Consider the following 20,260-nt stretch of genomic DNA (forward strand, 5'->3'; position numbering starts at 1 on the left):
TCCTCCGGGGGGCGTGTCGCCCGTGACCTCCGCGCGCTGGCCGCTCGACGTCTTCCGCGCCGGACCGGTCGCCGCGGGCGCGAAGCTGTGGCGCAGCCGTGGCCAGCTCCACGTGACGCTCCTCGCCAAGGCCACCTTCGCGATGGTGCCGGGCGGCGACGCGCGGCGGATCGAGCCGCTGGAGGTGATCCGGAGCGAGGCCTACACGCGCGGCCACCCGATGAAGCCGCTCCTCGCGACGAGCGAGCTCGCGCCGTGGCTGGAGCGCGCGGAGGTGGTGCTCACGGGGCACGCGTGGGCGCCGGGCGGGGCGCCGGTGCGGCGGATGCCGGTGCGGCTCGCGGTCCTGCGCGGAGCGGCGGCGCTCGTCGACAAGCGCCTCGAGGTCGTGGGCGATCGGGCGGCCTCGATGGGGTCGCCGGCTCCGGAGCCCGAGCCGTTCGTGAAGATGCCGATCGAGTACCAGCGCGCCTGGGGCGGGCCCGGCGATCCGGACAACCCCTTCGGCGTCGGCGCGTTCGAGGACACGGGCGGCGCGATCGCGCTGCCCAACCTGCTGCCGCCCGGCGGGCGGCGCGCGTCGATCGGGCTCGGGCCCATCCCGTCCATCGTGCCGAGCCGGGCGCGCCTGCTCCGCGGCCTGGCGCGCGGGGAGCTGGAGGGGATCGCGTCGATCCCGGAGGATTTCGACTGGTCGTACTTCCAGTCGGCGCCGCTGGATCAGCGCTTCGACCGGGTGCTCGGCGGCGAGGAGATCGTGCTGGAGGGCCTGAGCCCGCGTCACCCGACGCTCGCCACGCGCCTGCCGGCGCTGCGGGCGCTCGCGACGATTCACCTGCCGAACGGCGCGCAGCGCTGGTTGTCGCTCCCGGGCGACATGCTGATCGTGCACTCCGACGCCGCGCGCTGCGCGGTGGTCTTCCGCGGGAGCTTCCAGGTGGCCTCGGAGGAGGCGCTCTCGGCGCTGCGCGTCGCGGTGGGCGTGGAGGCAGGGGGCCAGCCGGTGCCGTGGCCGAGCCTCGCCGAGGTGCTCGCGGGCGCGCCGCTCGCGGAGGCGGCGCCGGAGACCGTGAAGCTGACGGACTGGAGCACGACGGTGACCCTCGACGACGAGGACATCGTGGACGCGCCGGAGAGCGTGGCGGCCGTGCGACAGCCTCCGCTCGGGAGCACGCAGCCGGTCGCGGGCGCGCACCCGCTCGAGCGCACGTTCTCGCTCGATGACACGCTGCCGCCGGGGAGCGAGGCGCGATCACGCGCGGCGCAGGCAGCGCTCCCGCCCGCGGCGCGGATCCGGGGTGAGGGCCATCACGACGCGGTGCGCGCGCCGTTTCGGATCGCGCCGCCGGGGGAACGGAGCGCGCGGGAGCGCGGCGAGCCCCCGGGCGCGCCGTGGTCGGAGGGCAGCGCGACGGCGATCCCGGTGCCCGCGTCACCGCTGGAGGGCACGGTCGATCTGCGGGTGCCGAGCGCGGCGCCTGCGGCGGATGCGGCGCCTGCCGATGTCGCGGCGCCCATGCCTGCCGCCGTCGCGGCGCCCACGCCTGCGCCCATCGCGGCGCCTGCGCCTGCGCCCGTCGCGGCGCCTGCCCCCGTCGCGGCGCCTGCGCATGCCCCCGTCGCGGCGCCTGCCCCCGTCGCGGCGCCTGCCCCCGTGGCGGCGCCCGTGCGGAAGCAGGAGCGGCCCGATCTCGTCGGCAGCCTGTACAGGCGCTTCCGCAAGGACTGAGCCGGAACGCGCGGTGCTCACCGATTCAGCCGACGAGACGCTGGAGCAGAGGTTCTTCACGTTGGTGCAGAACATGGAGAGCTCCTGCCGGTTGGTCAGGTTGAGCTCGGCCTTGGGGCCCATGTCGATCGACACCGCCGCGGTGAGCGAGACCTCGAGCAGGGCCACGATCGTCAGCTCGACAAGGCCGCCAAGCGTGACCTCCTCGGTGGCGCCGACGGTGATCGACGCCGGCTCGCCTCCGGCGCGCCCGGGCTTCCGGCGAGGCCCGGGGCCTTGACCGCGCCGAGGCGCAGATAGGAGCCCATCGCCGCGGCCTCGGCCCCGGCGTGTTGAAGTTCGGGACCTCGATGAGGAGGTACTTCCCGCGGATACCGTCACCCTCGTGCGTACCCATGCGTGCCTCCGCATCGGGTACGGTAACAGGCGAGCCGCGGAGGAGGCGCTAAGGATGAACGGGGAGCCGATCCAAACCCTGACGTGCAGCGAGCCGAGCGCCGACCGGCCGTGCGGCGAACCGATGGCCGCGACAGCGCACCGCGCGCCGAGCGCCCTGCAGATGGGCCCGGAGTCGGCCGCCGCCCGCATTCGCGAGGCGCCCGGCGCAGGGCCGCCGTGCACGGAGCCGATCGCGCCCGCGGCGTGCGCGGAGAGAGCGGAGGAGGCGCCCGGGCCGGCGGTGGAGGAAGCCGCCGCTGCGGCGCCGCCTGCGAGCGACGAGGGCATCGCCGCGGCCCCGGCGCGCGCGAGCGGCGCGGGGCCGGGCGAGCTCTCACCATCGCCGCCGAGGGCCCGCCTCGCGCGGCCGGGCGAGCTCTCGCCATCGCCGCCGAGGGCCCGCCTCGCGGGGCCGAGCGAGCTCTCGCCATCGCCGCCGAGGGCCCGCCTCGCGGGGCCGGGCGAGAGCTCGCCGTCGCCGAAGGCGAGCGTCTCGGGCTCGAGGGATCTCCCGCCCCCCTCCGGCGGCCTGCCGACGCCGGATCACCTGCCTTTCTCGGCGCCGGATACGGCGGAATCAGCGCTCCGCGAGGCGCGCCTCCGGCCGATCGAACCGCTGCAGGAGGCGAAGGCCGCGCTCCGGGACCGGGCGCGGCAAAGCCCCGTCCTGCGGCTCGATTCCCCGGATTTCGATTGCAGCCATGTCCGGGTGCGCGAGGTGCGCGGCACCGAGGCCGTCGGCCAGCTCTTCTCGTTCGACATCGACGTCGTGTGCAGCGACGACGCCGAGCTCCCGATCGAGCAGGTGCTCGGGGCGACCGCGTCGCTCGTGTTCGAGGTCCAGGGCGCGGACGAACGGACCGTGTACGGGATGATCGCCGCGATCGAGGACGGGCACGAGACCGAGACCGCCTTCCGCTCCTACCGGCTCCGGCTCGTGCCGCGGGCGTTCCGCGCGACGCTCGTGGAGCTCCAGCAGGTCTTCCTCGACATCAGCGTGCCGGCGCTCATCCAGCAGAAGCTCGCGATGGTGGGGCTCGGGCCCGACGACGTGATGATGCGCCTCTACCGCGCTCACCCGGACCGGGAGATGATCGTCCAGTACAAGGAGACGGATCTGGCCTTCATCTCGCGGCTCGCCGAGCACCTCGGGATCTCCTTCTTCTTCGAGCACGAGTCGGGGCGCGACGTGATGGTCTTCACCGACGAGCAGACGGGCTTCCAGCCGCTGCCGGGCGGCGACGCGGTGGTGTTCCGGACGCGGGGCGAGCGGCGCGACGTGTTCGAGCTCAAGGAGCAGGCCAGGGCCTTCCCCGCGACGTACGTCATGCAGGAGTACAACTACCGGACTCCCAGGCTCGATCTCACGGCAGCACACGAGTCGGCGGCGGGCCTCGGGGGCGGGGTGGTCGAGGTCGGCGCCCATCACAAGACGCCGGAGGAGGGCCAGCTGCTGGCGCAGATCCGCGCCGAGGAGCGCGCCTCATCGGGCCGCTATTTCGAGTGCCGGAGCGACGAGCTCCGGCTGATCCCGGGGGCCGTCTTCGCGCTCGAGGGCCACCCGCGGCTCGACGGGCAGCGGTTCCTTGTCGTCGAGGTGGAGCACCGCGCCGTGCAGCCGGTGGCCATCGAGGGCGGGGCCGGGCGCGAGCAGGAGTATGTCAATCGCGCGCGGCTCGTGCGCGCCGAGCAGGCCTATCGCCCCCCGCGGGCGACGCCGCGGCCGAAGATCCACGGGGTGGTGACGGCGCTCGTCGAGCCGCTCCCGAACGGAGAGATCGGGCAGACGTCGCCGATCGACGAGCAGGGGCGCTACCGGGTGCGCTTCCATTTCGACGCGGGGGATCCCGCGTCCCGCGCGTTCCCCTCGCGGCTCGTGCGGATGATCCAGCCGCACGCCGGGCCGAACTACGGCGTCCATTTCCCGCTCAAGCCCGGGATCGAGGTGCTGATGGTCTTCGTGGACGGAGACCCCGATCGACCGATGATCGTGGGCGCCGCGCCCAACCCGATCACGCCGTCGCCGGTGACCCGGGAGGAGAACCTGATGCACCGGATCGAGACGTCGACCGGCATCCTCATCGAGATGAGGGACTGCCCGCCGCGAGGATGACGCCGCGCGCGCCCCCGTGCGGCCCGAGCGGCGCTCAGCGCTTGCGGGTGGCGCGGCTGCTCAGCCGGCTGATCGCGTCGCCTGCGGCCCAGGCGACGCGGGCGGCCGCGTTGAGCGAGCGGACCACCGCCTCGGGCACCTGCGCGATCAGCCGCTCGAGATCGACGGGGCCGTCGATCGACGGCAGGAGCTGCTCCATCAGCTCGGCGAACAGGTCGTACTTGCGCGACAGGTCGTCGAGCCGCGCGCGCATCGCGTCGGCCTCCGGGCCCTGTGCGTCGCCGAGCAGCGCGAGCGCGCGCCGTGCGAGGGAGCGCTTGTCCTGCACCACGCGGCGCAGGCGGCCGAGGTAGGCGCCGACGATCACGTCGGGGTACTTGCCGCGCAGCGCGAACGAGTCGTGCCGCGCGCCCGACTCCCGCCGGCGCTCGATGATCCCGGCCGCCTCGAGGCCGCGCAGGTTCGCGAAGATGTTGCTCTTGGAGCGGCCGAGCTCCTGGCTGAGCTCATCCATCGAGCGCGGCACGTCCGCCAGGTAGAGGGCCGCGACGACCTGCCCTCCGAGCCGGGTGATGCCGGGGAACGAGGCCGCGATCTCGGCGCCGACCCCCTCGAGCAGCGCCTTTCGCGCGGCCGTGACCCGCTCGTCCGAGGCTGGGCCGTCGCCCCCTTCGCTCGCTGCGGGCGGCTGCGGCGGATGCGCGGTCGGCGACGTCGGCCTGCGGGCGGTCATGATGGGTGACTCACATAACGATCTTTCGGGAAAGCGCCAAGCGGCGAGCGTGCCCCGCGCTCCCGGTGCGTGCCCCGCATGCGCTCCCGGTGCGTGCCCCGCATGCGCTCCCTGCGCGTCCCGCGCTCCCTGCCGGATTGCCCCGCCGCCGGAGCCCGCTCAGGAATCGTCGGTGCAGAGGCCCGCGAAGCCGCCGCGCGGCTGCCCCTTGAAGATCTCGACCGGGCACCCGCCCCAGCGCGAGACCATCTCGCCCACGTCGATGGCCAGGCTGTTCGACCAGTCCCGCGCCCCGTCGAAGCGGGCCCGGATGATCCCGTTCGGGTCGATGATCCACGTCTCCGGGAAGAGCTGCGTGCCGTACTTGTCCAGCACGACCTTGGACTCGGGATCGAAGAGGACCGGGAACGGCGGATCCCCGTTCAGGGCCACCTTGAGCGCGTCGCGCACGTCGTCCGGCCCCTCGTCGGTCGAGACCGTGAGGAGGACGATGTCGTTGCGCGACCGGGCGATCCGGCCGAGCTCCGCGAGCGCCGGCATCTCCTCGAGGCACGGGCCGCAGGTCTTGGTCCAGAAGTTCAGGAAGACCGTCTTGCCCCGGAAGGACGACAGCCGGACGGGCTTGCCGTTCATGTCCGGCAGCTCGAAGTCCGGCGCGAGCCGGTCGCGGCCGGCGTACGCGGGGCGCAGCGCGCACATGGCCTTGCAGCCGGTGCTGCGCTGGTCATTCTGCGCCGCGTGCACGAAGCCGTACACGGCGACGGCAGCGACGAGGATGAAGAGGATCTGCGCGATTGTCGTCCACTTCACGGGGGTGGCCATAGCCTAGCGCGACGCGGGGTGAAAGCGGGCCGAACCGTCCCGGCGCGACAGAATGTCACCCCGGGCTGGAGAGCAGCCGCTCGAGCCGCTGCTCGTCGACGCGGTATTTCATGATCTTCCGCCCATCCAGCTCGACCACGGGGACCTCCCAGTCGTACAGCGCTCGCTTCTCCGCGCCGGCCTCGCGGTCCAGGTCGACGACGGCGAGCTCGAACGGGAGGCGGGCGCGCACGCGCTCGAGCGCGGCGTGGGCGTCCTCGCAGAGGTGGCAGCGCTCGCGCGTGAACAGCGTCAGCCTCTTCATCGGCTCCTCCGGGGCGGCGGCCCGCCCCGCTCACCCCGCCGCGAGGAGCGGCAGGCTCTGGCGGCGCGGCGGCTCCACCCGCTGGATCTTCTCGAACGCGCGCTCGTAGTCGCGGAACGAGCCGCCCGCGTGCACCGCGTGCATCAGCGCGCGCCCCTCGGCCTCGCCGCCGGCGGCGAGCACCGCCTCGACCCACGCCCAGCGCGCGCTCGTGGCCCGCACGTCGGCGCGGCCGCGCAGCCCGCGGCGGAGCCGGTCGAGCCGCTTGTTCACGACGCCGATCCCCGCGAAGGGCGCGCCGTGGAGCGGCGTGTTGCGCTTCGGGCAGAAGGGCGCGATCCCGAGCGCGACCGGCACGATCCGGGAGAGCTCCGCGACGAACGCGACGCACTCGTCGACGTCGTCGTCGGTCTCGCCGGGGACGCCGACCATGAGGTACAGCTTGAGCCGGTTCATCCCGTGCTGCCGCGCGAGCTCGGCCGCCCGCTGGAGGTGCTTGGGCCGCGCGCGCCGCTCGAGGGTCTCGCGGACGCGCTCGCTCGTGCCGTCCATCGCCGTCGTGAGCGTCTTGTAGCCCGCGAGCCGCAGCGCGCCGACGAACTCGTCGGTCAGCCGGTCCGGCCGGAGGCTGCTCAGCCCGACCTCGCAACCCCGCTCGGCCAGCGACCGGACCACCTCGACGATCTTCGGGTGATCGCTGACCGCGGCGCCGACGAGGCCGACGCGCCGCGCGTCCTCGGGGATGAGCTCGAGGAGGCGCTCCTTCGGGACGATGCGCATGCCGCCGTTGGTCGAGCGGCGCATCACGCAGTAGGTGCACCCGCGCGAGCAGCCCCGCTCCGCCTCGATGAGGAACATGTTCGAGAGCTCGGTCTCCTCGGCGCGGATCGGCGACCAGGCGGGCAGGAGCGCGTTGTCGCACTGGGCGACCGGGGGCATCTCGGCGCCGTGGCGCGCGGGGACGAAGACGTGGGGGACGCGCGCCAGCTCGTCGAGCGCCGCCTCGCGCGAGGGGGCCTCCCGCAGCAGGCGGAGCACGTCCACCGCCAGGGTGTCGGCCTCGCCCATGAGGATCGCGTCGGCGAACACCGCGAGCGGCAGCGGGTTCGAGAACGTGAGCGGACCGCCCGCCAGGACGAACGGGTGGCGGCCGTCGCGCTCCTCCCGGAGCGCCGGCAGCCCCGCGAGCTCGAGCAGGCGGACGACCCCGGCGAGCTCGAGCTCGTAGGCCACCGAGAGCGCGATGACCGGAAAGTCGGAGAGCGGGCGGAGCCCCTCGTACGTGACCGGAGCGCTCTCCACGCCGGAGGCGCCCGGGCCCTCGTCGTCCGGCAGGAAGGCGCGCTCGCACGCCATCCCGGGCTCGGCCTGGATCATCTTGTAGATCTGGAGGAAGCCGAGCGAGCTCATGCCAGCCCGGTACGGGGACGGGTAAGACAGCGCGACGCGGAAGGGCGCCTGCTTGTCGATACGACCGATCTCGCTCGCGAGCCGGCGGCGGATCGTTGTCGTCATCGCGCTACGAGACATCGACGGAGCGTCCCTCAGGGGACGTTCAGGCGCAAGGACGCCCGGTCCGGCGCCGGGCTCGGCGGCTGGCCCGGGCGGGACCAGAGGACGCGCTCGCCGTCGGTCTCCCAGACCAGGGCGCCGCCGCGGTCCATGCGCGCGATCGCCACGCCGCGGGCCGACAGGCGGGAGATCACCTCGGGGCTCGGGTGCCCGAAGCGGTTGCGGACGCCGCAGGACACGGCGGCGACCGAGGGGTCGACGGCCGCGAGGAGCGCCGCGCCGGTCGAGGTCCGGCTGCCGTGGTGCCCCACCTTGAGCAGGTCGGCGCGCAGCGCGGCGCCGTGGTGCGCCACGAGCGCGTCCTCGGCCTCGTGCTCCGCGTCGCCCACGAGCAGCGCGGAACGAGCCCCGTAGGTGATGCGCAGGACGAGCGAGTTGTCGTTGGCGCCGCGGTCGGGGTGGAGCTCGGGGCACGGCGCGAGCACCTCGATCGTCGCCCCCGAGAGCCCCCGCGGCCTGCCGCACAGCGAGGCGGGCCCCACGATGGGCACGCCGCGCCGGCGCAGGTCCGAGAGCAGCTTGGCGTACACGGGGCCCGCGCCCTCGGCCTCGCCCTGGCCGGTGTCCCAGAGCTCGCCGACCTCCACGCCCTCGACCACGGCGGGCAGGCCCCCGAAGTGATCCGGGTGCGGGTGCGAGAGGACGACCGCGTCGAGGCGCGCGCGGCGGCGCGACCGCAAGAGCGGCCGGATGACGCGCGCGCCCGGATCGACCGGGCTGCCCACGAAGCCGCCCGCGTCGACGAGCATCGCGCCGCCCTCGGGCAGGTCGATCAGGATGGCGTCGCCTTGCCCCACGTCGAGGACGTTGACGCGCAGCACGCCGCGCGGCGCGCCGGCGCGCACGGCGACGACCTCGAGCAGCAGCCACGCGGCGGCGCCGGCCGCGAGCGCGGCGAGCCGGCGGCCGCGCCGCTCCGCGGCCCACGCGAGCGCGATCGCGGCGGCGAGCGCGGCCAGCTGGGCGGGCGACGGCTCGGGCAGGCGCAGCACCGCGCCGGTCTCCGCCGAGGCGCGGGCGACGGCGCGCACCGCGAGCAGCGCGCCCGACCCGACGAGCGCGCACCCGCGCTCGACCGGCGGCGCCCACCAGAGCACCGCGTGCGCGAGGCAGAACGGGAGCGCCGCCAGCTCGCCGATCGGCGCGGCGACAACGTTCGCCGCCACGCCGAGCAGCGGGAACGTCTCGCCGGTCATGAGCAGCAGCGGCGCGCACCCGAACATGGCGGCGAGCGTCGTCGCGAGGGGCGCGAGGAGCTTGCGCGCCAGCGCGCGCGGCGACGCGCCGAGCCCCCCGCCCTCGGCGCCGCCGTCGCCGCGCCCTCGCTCGCCGGGGACGAGCACCGCGGCGAGCGGCCGCTGCAGCCAGAGCAGCCCGGCGGTCGCGGCCGCGGAGAGGCCGAACGAGAGATCGCACGCGACGAGCGGGTCGACCGCGGCCGCGCCCGCGAGCGACAGGGCGAAGTTGCGCACGCCCACCGGACGGAGGCCCAGGAGCCGGGCGCCCATCGCGCAGCTGAGCATCGCCGCGGCGCGCATCGCCGATCCGCCGCCGCCGGCGAAGTCGGCGTAGAGCCACGCGGCCGGCACGCACAGGGCCGCGGTGATGCGGCCCGCGTCCCACCGCGCCGCGATCGGGCCGACGCGGACGAGGATCGCGCGCAGGACCGCGGCGAAGCCCGCCACCGCGAGGATCAGGTGCGTCCCCGACACCGCGAGCAGGTGCGCGAGGCCGCTCTCGCGGAAGGCGTCCTGGTCCTCGGGCGCGAGATCGGTCTCGCCGAGCACGAGCGCGCGCCCGAGCGCGACAGCGTCGGGGTGGAACGTCGCCTCGATGCGCGCCCGCACGCGGCCCCGCGCGCGGTCGACGGCCGCCCCGATCGACCGCCCCTCCACGGTCCGCCGCGCGTCGACGATCGTCCCGCTCGCGACGATCCCGCTCCGCGCGATCGCGGCGGTCGCGTCGCGGAGCCCCTCGTTGCGGAACAGGTGGATCGGCGCGAGGTCCACGACGATCTCGAGTTGGTCTCCGCGCGCGAGATCCAGCGGCGCCCCGTAGAGGCGCGCCCGGAGCGGCCCCGGCAGCGCTCGCCCGCCGCACGTCCCGCCGGTGAGCTCCACGTCGATGCGCGAGGCCGGCTCCTCGCCCGCCTCCCGCTGCGCCGCCCCGACCACGATGGGCGAGCTGACGATCGCGGCCGTCACCTCGCAGCGCGCCGGCGGGTGCAGCAGCGCGGCGGCGCCATCGTAGAGGCCGCCCGCGCCGTCGAGCAGCGCGCGGGCGCGGAGGCCGCCGGCGACGAGCGCCACCGCGGCGGCGGCGAGCGCCGCGTGGCCGGCCCGGCGGCGGAGCGCCGCGGCGGCGAGCGCCGCGCCGAGCGCCGTGGCCAGCGGAGAGAGAGCGAGCGGCGCGCCCGCGGCGAGCGCGAGCCCGAAGAGCAGGACCGGGTCGATCACGGCCGCACCGCCCCGCAACACCCGGACCGCGCACGTTTTCACGGCTTTTCACGGCGGAGCCGATCGCCCTGCCCCTGGCGCCGCCATGGCGGATCCGGCGTTCGTCGGTTACCTGATGAGTCTGAAAGGCCTCTGAAACGACCTCTTGATGTGGCGCATGCAACGAGCCGAATCGCTCATCGCGCCGGGCGCGCGTGCATGACCGCATATTCCCCTCTAGAATCATCTGCTCGGCGCGGCGCCTCGCGGCTCGCACCTACATTGCAGTACTTGGAGGCTCTCGATGTCGTTTTGCTCGCCCAGAGTCACCTTGATTCTTGCCCTGGGACTCACTTCAACAGCGTGCAGCTCGGCCCTGGAGGAGCCCCCTGACGAGACCGGAGAGACGCGCGATGCCATCCGGGACGGCTATCTGGACAACGGCGACAGGGCCGTCGTGGGCATCTACAATGACGAGATCGGCGCCATCTGCACCGGTAGCCTGATCGCCCCGAACGTGGTGCTGACGGCCCGGCACTGCGTATCGGACATGGCCAATGAGCTCGACGGCCAGATCACCTGCCGCTCCACGACATTCACGGATACGCACCTGGCGCGGCGGATCTTCGTGACGACCGACGCCGAGATCGGCGCGTCCTCGCGCTATTACGGCGGCAGCGAGCTCGTGCTGCTCCCCGGCAGCGGGGCGGACAGCTTCTGCGGCAACGACCAGGCGATCCTGATCCTGGACGAGCTGATCCCGGAGAGCGAGGCCGTGCCGCTCGTGCCGCGCGTCGATGTGCCGCTCGCGGTGGGCGAGGAGTATTATGCGGTCGGCTTCGGGGCGACGAACGACATGAGCACCGGCGCGGGCCTGCGGCGACGCCGCGACAACCTCTTCATCGACTGCGTGTCCGACGGCTGCCCGGCGTCCATGGTGAAGGCGACCGAGTGGGTCGGGGACACGGGCATCTGCGAGGGGGACTCGGGCGGGCCCAGCCTCGATCTGATGCACCGCGTGATCGGCGTGACCTCGCGCGGGGCCGAGCGCTGCGAGTATCCGATTTACGGCTATGTGTACGGCTGGGCGGAATGGATCAAGGAGGCGACCCTGCATGCCGCCGAGCTCGGAGGGTACGAGGCGCCGCGCTGGGCGACCGGCTTCCCCACCGATCCCGTCTACTCGGCGGAGGTCGGCGCCGCCTGCGAGCAGCCGGAGCAGTGCTTGACGAACGCTTGCCTCGACGGCTACTGCACCCGCCCGTGCAGCGAGGTCGCGACGTGCCCGAGCGGCTACAGCTGCAACGAAGAGCTCGGCTTCTGCGCGAAGCTCCCGGAGCCGCCGCCCGAGGACGACGGTGGAGACGACGGCGCCGGTGAGGACGACGCATCGAGCGGGTCGTGCAGCCTCCACTCGAGGCCTGACCCGACAAAGCCGGTCCCCTGGCTGCTCGGCGCGGCGGGCCTGGGCGCCGTGGCGAGCCTGCGGCGGCGCCGCCGGGACCGGCTTGGCTGAAGGGCGAAGCGCGTCTTCTTCTTCTCGCGCGCGGGGCACCGCGCTCCGGCGGCGAGGAGCGCTCGCGGCGCTCGCCGCGGTCGCGCTCGCGGCGTGCGGGCGTCGGGCCCCGGCGGCGCAGGGCGGCGCGCGCGTCGTCTCCCTGTCGCCCAGCACCACCGAGGCGGTCTGCGCGATCGGGGCCGGCGCGGCGCTCGTCGGCCGCTCGCGCCACTGCGACCACCCGCCCGAGGTGCTCCGCCTGCCCAGCGTCGGCGGCTACGCCGATCCGAGCATCGAGGCGATCATCGCGCTCTCGCCGACCCTCGTCGTCGGCGCCCACGGCCCCGCGGGGCCGGCGCTGGACGAGACGCTGCGCGGGCACGGGATCGCGACCTGCTTCCCCGAGACCGAGTCGCTCGCCCAGATCGAGGCGATGCTCGCGGAGCTCGGCCGGCGGCTCGACGCGGTGCCCGGCGCCGAGCAAGCGATCGGCCGGATCCGCGCTCGTCGCCAGGCGGTCGAGCAGGCCGTGAAGGGGATGCCGCGCGTCCGGGTCGCCATGCTGTTCGACACCTCACCCATCTTCGCCGCGGGTCCCGGCAGCTTCGCCGATGAGCTCCTCCGGCTCGCCGGCGGCGAGAACGCGATCGCCCGCGGCGGCGCCTACCCGTCGATCAGCGTCGAGCACCTGCTCGCGCTGGATCCCGATGTGCTGCTCGACGGCACCGGCGAGGCCGGCGGGCTCGGCGCCTCCAGGCTGGCGATGCTCCGGGACGCGCTCGGCTGGAGATCCCTGCGCGCCGTGCGCGAGGGGCGCGTGCGCCCGCTCCGCGCCGACGTCGTGCTGCGCCCGGGCCCGCGCATCGGCGACGGGCTCGCCGCCGTCGCCCGGGCGCTCCACGGCGACGCGCTTTCGCTCTCCGACGCGGCGGCCGCCCCCGACCCCCGGGACGGCGGCGCGGCCCCCGCGCCCCCTTCGCCCTCTTCGCCCTCTTCGCCTCCGAGGGCGCCGTGACCCGCGTCCGCGCCGACGCGTTGCTCGTCGCCCGGAAGCTCGCCGGCTCGCGCACCGAGGCGCAGGCGCTGATCATGGCCGGCAAGGTCACCTCGGGGCCGCGCCGCATCGACAAGCCGGGCACGCTGCTCCCCGAGGACGCCGAGGTGAACGTCGCCTCGGGCCCGCGGTTCGTCTCGCGCGGCGGCGACAAGCTCGAGCACGCGCTCGCGGCCTTCGCGGCGCACGGCCTCGACGTCGCCGGCAAGACGTGCGTCGACGTGGGCGCCTCGACCGGGGGCTTCACCGACTGCCTGCTCCAGCGCGGCGCGGCGCGGGTGTTCGCGGTCGACGTCGGCTACGGCCAGCTCGCCAGCAAGCTGCGCGCCGATCCGCGCGTCGAGGTGCGCGATCGGGTCAACGCGCGCGAGCTCCAGCGGGAGGACTTCGACAGCCCCATCGATCTCGTCGTCGTCGACGCGTCCTTCATCAGCATCTCCCGGCTCATCGACGCGATCGCCCGCCTGCTCCGCCCCTCGGGCGACCTCGTCGCGCTGATCAAGCCGCAGTTCGAGGCGGGCCGCGAGGCCGCCGCCCGCGGGCGCGGCGTCATCCGTGACGAGGCGACCCGCCTCGCGGCGATCGCCGAGGCGCGCGAGGCCATCGAGGCCGCGGGCTTCTCGGTCGTCGGCGAGGCCGACAGCGCGGTGCGCGGGCCGAAGGGGAACCTCGAGCACTTCGTCCATGCGCGCCGCGCCGGCTAGCCTCGCACCGCCCCGCGCCGGCTCGCCCCGCGCGGGGCGGTGCGAGGCTAGCCGGCGGAATCCGTGGAGAATCGCACACTTGAGATGACCCGCGCCGAGCGCTACGCGGCCCGACATAGCTGACGTGCCGCGTGGACAATGGTAGACGCGGTGAGTACACGCGCTCTGGGCCGCTGCGTGGGCGGCCCTGGCCACCGGCGGGCGACCCACACGCGAGGCGGCCCGGCGACAGGGAGGACGACAACATGCTCGGACGACGAGGTTTGGTGAGGATGATCGCCGGGGCGCTCGCGCTGAGCGCGATGGCGCTCGGGTGCGGCAAGACGAGCGAGGGTTCGGGCGGCGACCCGGCCAAGCACGCGAAGGACGACCCCGAGTGGAAGGTCGGCGCCTTCTTCAGCCTCTCGGGCGAGGAGACGGCGTTCGGCGTCGACTCGAAGGAGGGTATCGATCTCGCCATCGACGAGATCAACAAGGCGGGCGGGGTCAAGGGCAAGCCGATCAACGTCCTCTACGAGGACAACAAGTCGAAGCCCGAGGAGGCGACCAACAAGGTCCTGCAGCTCATCGATCGCGATCACGTGCTCGCCCTCCTCGGCGAGGTCGCCTCGTCCCGGTCGCGCGCCGGCGGCATCGTCGCCAACAAGAAGAAGGTGCCGATGATCTCGCCGTCGTCCACGAACCCGGACGTGACGAAGGTCGGCCCCTTCGTGTTCCGCGCCTGCTTCACGGACGACGTGCAGGGCCAGATGGGCGCGCAGTTCATCGTGAACACGCTCGGCAAGAAGAAGGTGGGGCTCTTCTTCGCCTCCGACGACCTCTACTCGTCGGGCCTCGCCAACGAGTTCCGCGCCGAGGTGAAGCGCCTAGGCGGCGAGATCGTCATGGAGAAGAGCTTCCTCAAGAAGGAGACCAACTTCACGACGTACATCAACGAGCTCAAGTCGGCGAACCCCGAGATGATCTACGCGCCGATCTATTACACGAGCATGGCCCCCATCGCGCGGCAGGCCAAGGCCGCGGGCGTGCCGGGGAACATGTTCGTCGGCACCGACGGGTGGGACGCGAACGAGCTCCTGCGCGACGCAGCCGAGGAGCTCGAAGGCGCGTACTTCACGAACCACTACGCGCCGGACGTCCCCTGGCCCAACTCGCAGGCGTTCGTGAAGAAGTACAAGGACCGGTACAACCGCACGCCGTCGAGCATCGCGGCGCAGGGCTACGACGCGGCCAGGCTGCTCGCCGACGCGATGGGCCGCGCCAAGACGATGACGCCGGACGACATCCGGCAGGCCATCCAGGACACAAAGGGTTTCCAGGGGGCGACGGGGGTCATCACCATCGACGCGAATCGCAACGCCGACAAGCCGGTCGTGATTGTCCAGATCAAGGACAAGCAGTTTACCTACTACTCCACGGTCAACGAGAAGGCCGCGAAGCAGTAGTGGTCGTGCCCGCGCGCTCGCTCGACGTGCGGTGAAGGGATCTCCATGGAGAAGATCGTGAGTGCCCTGATCACGGGGCTCGCCCAGGGGTCGATGATCGCCCTCGTCGCCCTCGGCTACACGATGGTTTACGGCATCCTCAAGCTCATCAACTTCGCTCATAGCGAGGTCTTCATGATGGGCGCCTTCGCCGGGCTGTTCGGGATCGCGGCGTTCGGCGCCCAGGACGCGCCGCTGTTCGCGGGCGTGGCCGGCACCCTCTGCGCGATGGCCTTCACGGCGGTCCTCGGGGTCGTGGTCGAGAAGGTGGCTTACGCGCCGCTGCGATCCCGGGGCCGGAGCCTCGCGAACACCCGGATCACGCCGCTCGTCACGGCGCTCGCGATGAGCGTCCTCCTCCAGAACCTGGCGCAGCTGCTCTTCACCGCCCGCTACCGCGGCTATCCTCAGCTCCTGCCGATCGAGCACACGCGCAAGGTGATCTTCGTCACCTCGATCCTCGTGATGATCGGCCTGGAGCTGCTCGTGCGGCGCACCTGGACGGGCAAGGCGATGCGCGCGCTCAGCGTGAACGTCGAGGCTGCCCGGCTGATGGGCATCCGCACGAGCCGCATCATCGCGCTCACCTTCGTCACGGGCTCGATGCTCGCGGCGGTGGGCGCGGTGCTCTACTGCCTCGATCAGTCGCAGGTGTACCCCACGATGGGCGTGGTGATCGGCAACCGCGCCTTCGTGGCGGCGGTCATCGGGGGCATCGGCAACATCACGGGCGCGATGCTCGGGGGCATGCTGATCGGGATCATCGGCGAGATGACGAAGCTCACGCCCTACTCCGGCTTGCAGGACGTCCTCGTGTTCGCCGTGCTAATCGCGGTGCTGCTCGTGAAGCCGACCGGGCTGCTCGGCACGACCGGGACCGAGAAGGTGTAGCGCTGCGCGCTGGCGCGTCGGCGCGTCGGCCGATCGCCGGCCGACGCGCCGGCGCGCCGCTCGTCGCTGCGGTATGCTCGGCGCATGCGACGCCTCGCTCTCGTCGTGCCGCTCTCGCTGCTCGCGGCGTGCGCCGCGACGCCCCCTGCCAACTGGGCCCGTGGCGGCGCGCTGCTCGACATCCCGCGGGCGCGCTGGGTCCACGGGAACCTCGCGGTCGACATCGCGCCGGACGGCAAGATCTTCGTGAACGGCGAGCACCGGCTCAGCGTGGATCGCGGCGGGCGGGTGTTCGGTCTGGAGGCCGAGCCGCTGGCGCTGCTCGAGCCGGACGGCCGGGTCATTGGCCCGAACGACGACGCGCTGGGCCAGGTCGGCGTGCTGCACGCGTCGCTGCCGGGCGAGGCGAACGCATGGCTCACGGTCGCCCAGAACGGCCCGGTGATCCGCTATGCGGAGGAGGGCGAGCGGGAGCCGTTCGGCGTCTGGCTGGGGTGCGAGGTGACGGCGCGCGCGCACCAGACCTGCACGCTGATCACGCACGTGCTCGGGATGCGCATCCGCAAGCTGGAGCGGCAGACCACGACGGCGCCGGTGGGCGTGGGGCTCGGGTCAGGCTTCGGGTTCGGGTCGGGATCGCCTTTCCCCTGAGCGCGGTCTTCGGCAACATCAGGTACACGCCGCGCGAGCCGCTCTACTTCAGCAGCCAGCCGAACAGCATCCTCTTCGTCGTGTCGCGGGCGACCGCGGCGAGCGAGTCGACCAGCGGGATCTCCTTCGGGCACACCTCGACGCAGTTCTGCGACTTGCCGCAATCGGAGATCCCGCCCTCGCTCATCACGGACTCCAGGCGCTCGCCCTCGTGCATCGCCCCGGAAGGATGCATGTTGTAGAGCCGCACCAGGTTGATCGCGAAGGCGCCGACGAACTTCGTCCCGTCGTTGTACTGCGGGCACGCCTCGACACAGCAGCCGCACGTCATGCAGCGGGAGAGCGGATACCGCTCCTCCTGCCGCTCCGGCGACTCGCGTGGACCCGGGCCGAGCTCGTGCGTACCGTCGATGTCGATCCACGCGCGGACCCGCTTCATGTCCTCGAACATCCGGCTCCGGTCGACGAGCAGGTCGCGCACGAGCGGGAACTTGGACATGGGCTCCAGCGTGATCACCTCGCCCTTCGGCGCGATCTGGTCGATGAGCGCCGAGCAGGCCTGACGGACCCGGCCGTTGACCACCATCGTGCACGAGCCGCACACCTCCTCCAGACACACCGCCTCCCAGACGACCGGAGCCACCTCCTTGCCGTCCACGGTCCGCGGATCCCGCTGGATCTGCTGCAGCGCGCTGATCACGTTCATCTGCGGCAGGTAGGGGACCTTGAACTCCTCCCAGCGCCGCGACTCCGGCCGATCCCCGGTGTCCTGCCGCCGCACGCGCAGGTGCACAAGCCGGCCCTCGCCCCGCGCCTGCGCCGGCGCCGCCGCCCCGTTCGCCTCGTCTCCGCTCGCCTTGGCCATCCTACACGCTCTTCTGCGACAGCTTCCCCGTCGCCTGCGCGCTCGCCGCGCCCGCCTGCTCGTACTTGCGCTCCCGCGGCGCCACCAGCGACGTGTCCACCGCGTCGGTCACGTGGACCGACTGGCCGGCGCACGTCGTGTCGAACGCGCGGATAAACCTCACGGCGCCCTTCTCCTCGTGGCGCGCCAGCGTCGTGCGCAGCCACTCGGCGTCGTTCCGCACCGGGAACTCCGGCTTGTAGTGCGCCCCGCGCGACTCGTCCCGGTTCCTCGCCCCCTGCGCGATGACCCGCGCGAGCACCAGCATGTTCTCGAAGTGCCGCACGAACTGCGCCCCCTGGTTCACCCGCGGGGCCGTGTCCGTGCTCTTGATCCGCCCCGCCCGCTCCTCGAGCTCGCCGAGCTTCTCGATCACCCGGTCGAGCGCGGCGTTGTCGCGCTCGATCGTGCAGTCGCGCAGCATCATCTCGCCGAGCTCCTGGTGCAGCCGGTACGCGTTCTCCGGCTGCTTCGCCTCCTGGTTCTGCGTCAGGATGCGCTGGTAGTCGGCCTCGGCGCGCTTCTCGGCCTTGTCGAAGATCGAGCGCGGCAGGTCCAGGGCGCTCCGCTTGATGCTCCGCTGATAGCTCGCGACGGCCGGACCGCACACAAGGCCGCCGTAGATGCACGAGAGCAGCGAGTTGGCGCCGAGCCGGTTGGCCCCGTGATACTGGTAGTCCACCTCGCCCACCGCATAGAGCCCCGGGATGCTCGTCGCGTGATTGCGCGGCGACCCCACCTTGAGCGAGCCCCGCGCGTCCGCCTCGTAGTCGACCCACAGGCCGCCCATCGCGTAGTGGACCGCCGGGAAGACCTTCATCGGGTTCTTGTACGGGTCGGTGCCCGCGAACTTCTCGTAGATCTCGAGGATGCCCGCGAGCTTCGCCCGGAGGAACTTCTCGTCCTTGTGGGTCAGGTCGAGGTAGACCTCGTTCTCGTTCCGGCCCGTCGCGGCGTTCCAGATGCCGCGCCCCTCGTGGAAGCACGTCCGGAAGATCGCGCGCGCCGCGATGTCGCGGGGGACGAGGTTGCCGTAGCCGGGGTACATCCGCTCGAGGAGGTAGTCGCGCTCCTTCTCGGGGATGTCGCGCGCGCTCCGCGCGTCGGTCTTGTCCTTCGGCACCCAGACGCGGCCGCCCTCGCCGCGCGCGCTCTCCGAGATGAGCCGCAGCTTGTCGGCGCCCGGGATCGCGGTCGGGTGCACCTGCATGAACTCGCCGTTCGCGTAGACCGCGCCCTGCTGGTAGACCGCCGACGCGGCCGTCCCCGTGCAGATGACGCTCAGCGTGGAGCGGCCGAAGACGATGCCGCAGCCGCCCGTCGCGAGCACGACCGCGTCGCCGGTAAACGCGCGGATCTGCATCGTTTTCAGGTCCTGCGCGACGCAGCCGACGCACGTGCCGGAGTCGTCGAGGATCGCCTCGATGAAGTCCCAGAACTCGTGCTTCCGGACCATCTTCTCGCCCGGGATCGACACGCCGTGCTCGTCGGTCACGTCGGCGAGCTCGAACCGCCGCACCTGCTCGTCGAGCGCGTAGAGCAGCTGCTGCCCCGTCGTCGCGCCGGCGAACGCCGTGCGGTGGAACAGCGTGCCGCCGAAGCGGCGGAAGTCGAGCAGGCCCTCGGGCGTCCGGTTGAACGGCACGCCCATGCGATCGAGCAGGTTCACGATGCCGGGCGCGGCCTCCGCCATCCCCTTGATCGGCGGCTGGTTCGCGAGAAAATCGCCGCCGTACGCCGTCTCCTCGAGGTGCACCTGGGGGCTGTCCCCCTCGCCCTTCGTGTTCACCGAGGCGTTGATGCCGCCCTGCGCGCACGCCGAGTGCGAGCGCTTCACCGGTACGAGGGAGATCAGGTCGACAGGGACCTTCGCCTCGCACAGCTTGATCACCGTCATCAGGCCGGCGAGCCCGCCCCCGACGACGATCACGCGCCGAACCTTCCCCCCCTCGCTCCTCGTCGTGCTCTTCGCGGCCATGTTCGCTCTCGATGCTCCCGCGCCGCTCCCCACCGGGGCGCGGCCGATACGATGGTCAGTGCGAGGCCGGCGCGACCAGCGCGGCGCGCCCGGCCGACGCGATCTCCGCGCACGTGCGGGCGCCCTCCGCGGCCGGGCTCGGCGTCCCGGGGAACGGCGCGCCGGTCGCGAAGTAGATCACCGTGTTGGCGCCGAGCACGAAGCAGAGGAGGCCCAGCGCGCCGAAGACCACCGCGGCCATCCGCTGCGACCGGCGCGACACGGTGACCCCCCACGAAAAGCAGAAGCCCCAGAGGCCGTTGGCGAAGTGGAACACGCTCGCCGCGATGCCGAAGATGTAGACGAGCGCGATCACCGGGACGCCGCCCACCGTCGACGCCATGTCGGCGCACAGCCGCGGGTAGAACTCCTCGGGCGCCATCCGGCCGAGCCACTTCTGCGCCCAGTACTGCCACAGGTGGAACGCGATGAACGCGAACGCGAGCACCCCCGTGACCCGCTGCATCGTGTACATCCAGTTGCGCGAGAACGTGTAGCTGCCGACGTTCGGCTTGCCCTCGAGCACCAGCTTGACCCCGTAGAGGGCGTGGAACGCGAGCGGCAGCACGACGAGCCCGAGCTCGAGCACGGGCAGGTACGGCATGTGCGAGATCTCGGCGACCGCCGCGTCGAACCGCTCCTGCCCCTGGAGCGCCTTCGCGTTCGTCCAGAAATGGAAGAGCAGGAACCCGCCCACGGGGAGGGCGCCGGTGAGAGAATGCAGCTTGCGCAGGAGAAAGGACCGGCGGCTCTTGTGGAAGAGCGATCTGGCGGGGGTTGCCTCGGACACGCTGACCTCGATGGAAGGCGGGCGCCGCCGGTGTATGGGATGGCTCGGGTGACGTCAAGGTGAACGCAGTCAACGCTTCGGGCCGATTTTCCGCTGCCTCCGGCGCATCGACCGAGCGCGC

At 72.9% G+C, this 20,260-nt stretch carries 17 protein-coding genes; 9 read left to right on the plus strand and 8 right to left on the minus strand.

Annotated elements, in window-relative coordinates; translation table 11 throughout:
* The first annotated feature begins 22 nt into the window (after positions 1–22).
* From WME75_RS41825 to tssI, 3 genes are all read left to right on the plus strand, one after another.
* Positions 23–1,729, plus strand: a complete 1,707-nt coding sequence (locus tag WME75_RS41825) for a DUF2169 family type VI secretion system accessory protein (protein WP_437482820.1) — start codon at positions 23–25, stop codon at positions 1,727–1,729.
* 13 nt (positions 1,730–1,742) lie between these two features.
* On the plus strand, positions 1,743–2,009 hold the full coding sequence (locus tag WME75_RS41830) for a hypothetical protein (protein ID WP_437482822.1): 267 nt from the start codon (positions 1,743–1,745) through the stop codon (positions 2,007–2,009).
* Positions 2,010–2,180: 171 nt separating this feature from the next.
* Positions 2,181–4,280, plus strand: a complete 2,100-nt coding sequence (gene tssI / locus WME75_RS41835; RefSeq protein WP_437482825.1) for a type VI secretion system tip protein TssI/VgrG — start codon at positions 2,181–2,183, stop codon at positions 4,278–4,280.
* A 34-nt stretch (positions 4,281–4,314) separates the two neighbouring features.
* On the opposite strand, the gene WME75_RS41840 is transcribed toward tssI, so the two are convergent.
* The 5 genes from WME75_RS41840 to WME75_RS41860 form a co-directional block, all read right to left on the minus strand.
* Positions 4,315–5,013 (minus strand): GbsR/MarR family transcriptional regulator, encoded by a 699-nt coding sequence (locus WME75_RS41840; protein ID WP_437482828.1) that lies wholly within the window; start codon positions 5,011–5,013, stop codon positions 4,315–4,317.
* A gap of 159 nt (positions 5,014–5,172) precedes the next feature.
* The gene (locus tag WME75_RS41845) at positions 5,173–5,823 is read right to left on the minus strand and encodes a TlpA family protein disulfide reductase (protein ID WP_437482831.1); all 651 of its coding nucleotides are present in this window, start codon (positions 5,821–5,823) and stop codon (positions 5,173–5,175) included.
* Positions 5,824–5,890: 67 nt separating this feature from the next.
* The gene (locus tag WME75_RS41850; RefSeq protein WP_437482834.1) at positions 5,891–6,139 is read right to left on the minus strand and encodes a glutaredoxin family protein; all 249 of its coding nucleotides are present in this window, start codon (positions 6,137–6,139) and stop codon (positions 5,891–5,893) included.
* A 30-nt stretch (positions 6,140–6,169) separates the two neighbouring features.
* Positions 6,170–7,654: a B12-binding domain-containing radical SAM protein gene (locus WME75_RS41855; protein WP_437482837.1), complete on the minus strand. Its 1,485-nt coding sequence runs from the start codon at positions 7,652–7,654 to the stop codon at positions 6,170–6,172.
* A gap of 29 nt (positions 7,655–7,683) precedes the next feature.
* The gene (locus tag WME75_RS41860) at positions 7,684–10,167 is read right to left on the minus strand and encodes a DNA internalization-related competence protein ComEC/Rec2 (RefSeq protein WP_437482840.1); all 2,484 of its coding nucleotides are present in this window, start codon (positions 10,165–10,167) and stop codon (positions 7,684–7,686) included.
* Positions 10,168–10,477: 310 nt separating this feature from the next.
* On the opposite strand from WME75_RS41860, the gene WME75_RS41865 reads away from it, so the two are divergent.
* From WME75_RS41865 to WME75_RS41890, 6 genes are all read left to right on the plus strand, one after another.
* The gene (locus tag WME75_RS41865; protein WP_437482843.1) at positions 10,478–11,662 is read left to right on the plus strand and encodes a trypsin-like serine peptidase; all 1,185 of its coding nucleotides are present in this window, start codon (positions 10,478–10,480) and stop codon (positions 11,660–11,662) included.
* Entirely contained in the window at positions 11,655–12,659 is a 1,005-nt protein-coding gene (locus WME75_RS41870) for an ABC transporter substrate-binding protein (RefSeq protein ID WP_437482846.1), read from the plus strand. The genes WME75_RS41865 and WME75_RS41870 overlap by 8 nt, the downstream gene beginning before the upstream one ends.
* Positions 12,656–13,402 carry a TlyA family RNA methyltransferase gene (locus WME75_RS41875; RefSeq protein WP_437482849.1) on the plus strand — a complete coding sequence of 249 codons (747 nt, stop codon included), beginning with the start codon at positions 12,656–12,658 and terminating at the stop codon, positions 13,400–13,402. The genes WME75_RS41870 and WME75_RS41875 overlap by 4 nt, the downstream gene beginning before the upstream one ends.
* 245 nt (positions 13,403–13,647) lie before the next feature.
* On the plus strand, positions 13,648–14,847 hold the full coding sequence (locus WME75_RS41880; protein WP_437482852.1) for an ABC transporter substrate-binding protein: 1,200 nt from the start codon (positions 13,648–13,650) through the stop codon (positions 14,845–14,847).
* A 57-nt stretch (positions 14,848–14,904) separates the two neighbouring features.
* On the plus strand, positions 14,905–15,777 hold the full coding sequence (locus WME75_RS41885) for a branched-chain amino acid ABC transporter permease (protein WP_437482855.1): 873 nt from the start codon (positions 14,905–14,907) through the stop codon (positions 15,775–15,777).
* Positions 15,778–15,861: 84 nt separating this feature from the next.
* A complete protein-coding gene (locus tag WME75_RS41890) occupies positions 15,862–16,428 on the plus strand; it encodes a hypothetical protein (protein WP_437482858.1) in 567 nt (188 codons plus the stop codon).
* Between the two features lie 43 nt (positions 16,429–16,471).
* On the opposite strand, the gene sdhB is transcribed toward WME75_RS41890, so the two are convergent.
* Genes sdhB through WME75_RS41905 form a run of 3 tightly spaced genes read right to left on the minus strand, consistent with a single transcriptional unit; the run spans position 16,472 to position 20,139 of the window.
* Positions 16,472–17,293 (minus strand): succinate dehydrogenase iron-sulfur subunit, encoded by an 822-nt coding sequence (gene sdhB / locus WME75_RS41895; protein WP_437482861.1) that lies wholly within the window; start codon positions 17,291–17,293, stop codon positions 16,472–16,474.
* Between the two features lies 1 nt (position 17,294).
* Entirely contained in the window at positions 17,295–19,310 is a 2,016-nt protein-coding gene (gene sdhA / locus WME75_RS41900) for a succinate dehydrogenase flavoprotein subunit (protein ID WP_437482864.1), read from the minus strand.
* 55 nt (positions 19,311–19,365) lie between these two features.
* Positions 19,366–20,139 carry a succinate dehydrogenase gene (locus WME75_RS41905; RefSeq protein ID WP_437482866.1) on the minus strand — a complete coding sequence of 258 codons (774 nt, stop codon included), beginning with the start codon at positions 20,137–20,139 and terminating at the stop codon, positions 19,366–19,368.
* Between the last annotated feature and the right edge of the window lie 121 nt (positions 20,140–20,260).

Source organism: Sorangium sp. So ce1014 (assembly GCF_051521505.1).
Classification (GTDB): Bacteria; Myxococcota_A; Polyangia; order Polyangiales; family Polyangiaceae; genus Sorangium.

What these genes read in the sequence shown, in the direction of transcription:
- WME75_RS41880 (WP_437482852.1), top strand. Translation starts at nt 13,648, where the DNA reads ATGCTCGGACGACGAGGTTTGGTGAGGATGATCGCCGGGGCGCTCGCG.
- sdhA (WP_437482864.1), bottom strand. Translation starts at nt 19,310, where the DNA reads ATGGCCGCGAAGAGCACGACGAGGAGCGAGGGGGGGAAGGTTCGGCGC.
- WME75_RS41850 (WP_437482834.1), bottom strand. Translation starts at nt 6,139, where the DNA reads ATGAAGAGGCTGACGCTGTTCACGCGCGAGCGCTGCCACCTCTGCGAG.
- WME75_RS41890 (WP_437482858.1), top strand. Translation starts at nt 15,862, where the DNA reads ATGCGACGCCTCGCTCTCGTCGTGCCGCTCTCGCTGCTCGCGGCGTGC.
- tssI (WP_437482825.1), top strand. Translation starts at nt 2,181, where the DNA reads ATGAACGGGGAGCCGATCCAAACCCTGACGTGCAGCGAGCCGAGCGCC.
- WME75_RS41855 (WP_437482837.1), bottom strand. Translation starts at nt 7,654, where the DNA reads ATGACGACAACGATCCGCCGCCGGCTCGCGAGCGAGATCGGTCGTATC.
- WME75_RS41840 (WP_437482828.1), bottom strand. Translation starts at nt 5,013, where the DNA reads ATGACCGCCCGCAGGCCGACGTCGCCGACCGCGCATCCGCCGCAGCCG.
- sdhB (WP_437482861.1), bottom strand. Translation starts at nt 17,293, where the DNA reads ATGGCCAAGGCGAGCGGAGACGAGGCGAACGGGGCGGCGGCGCCGGCG.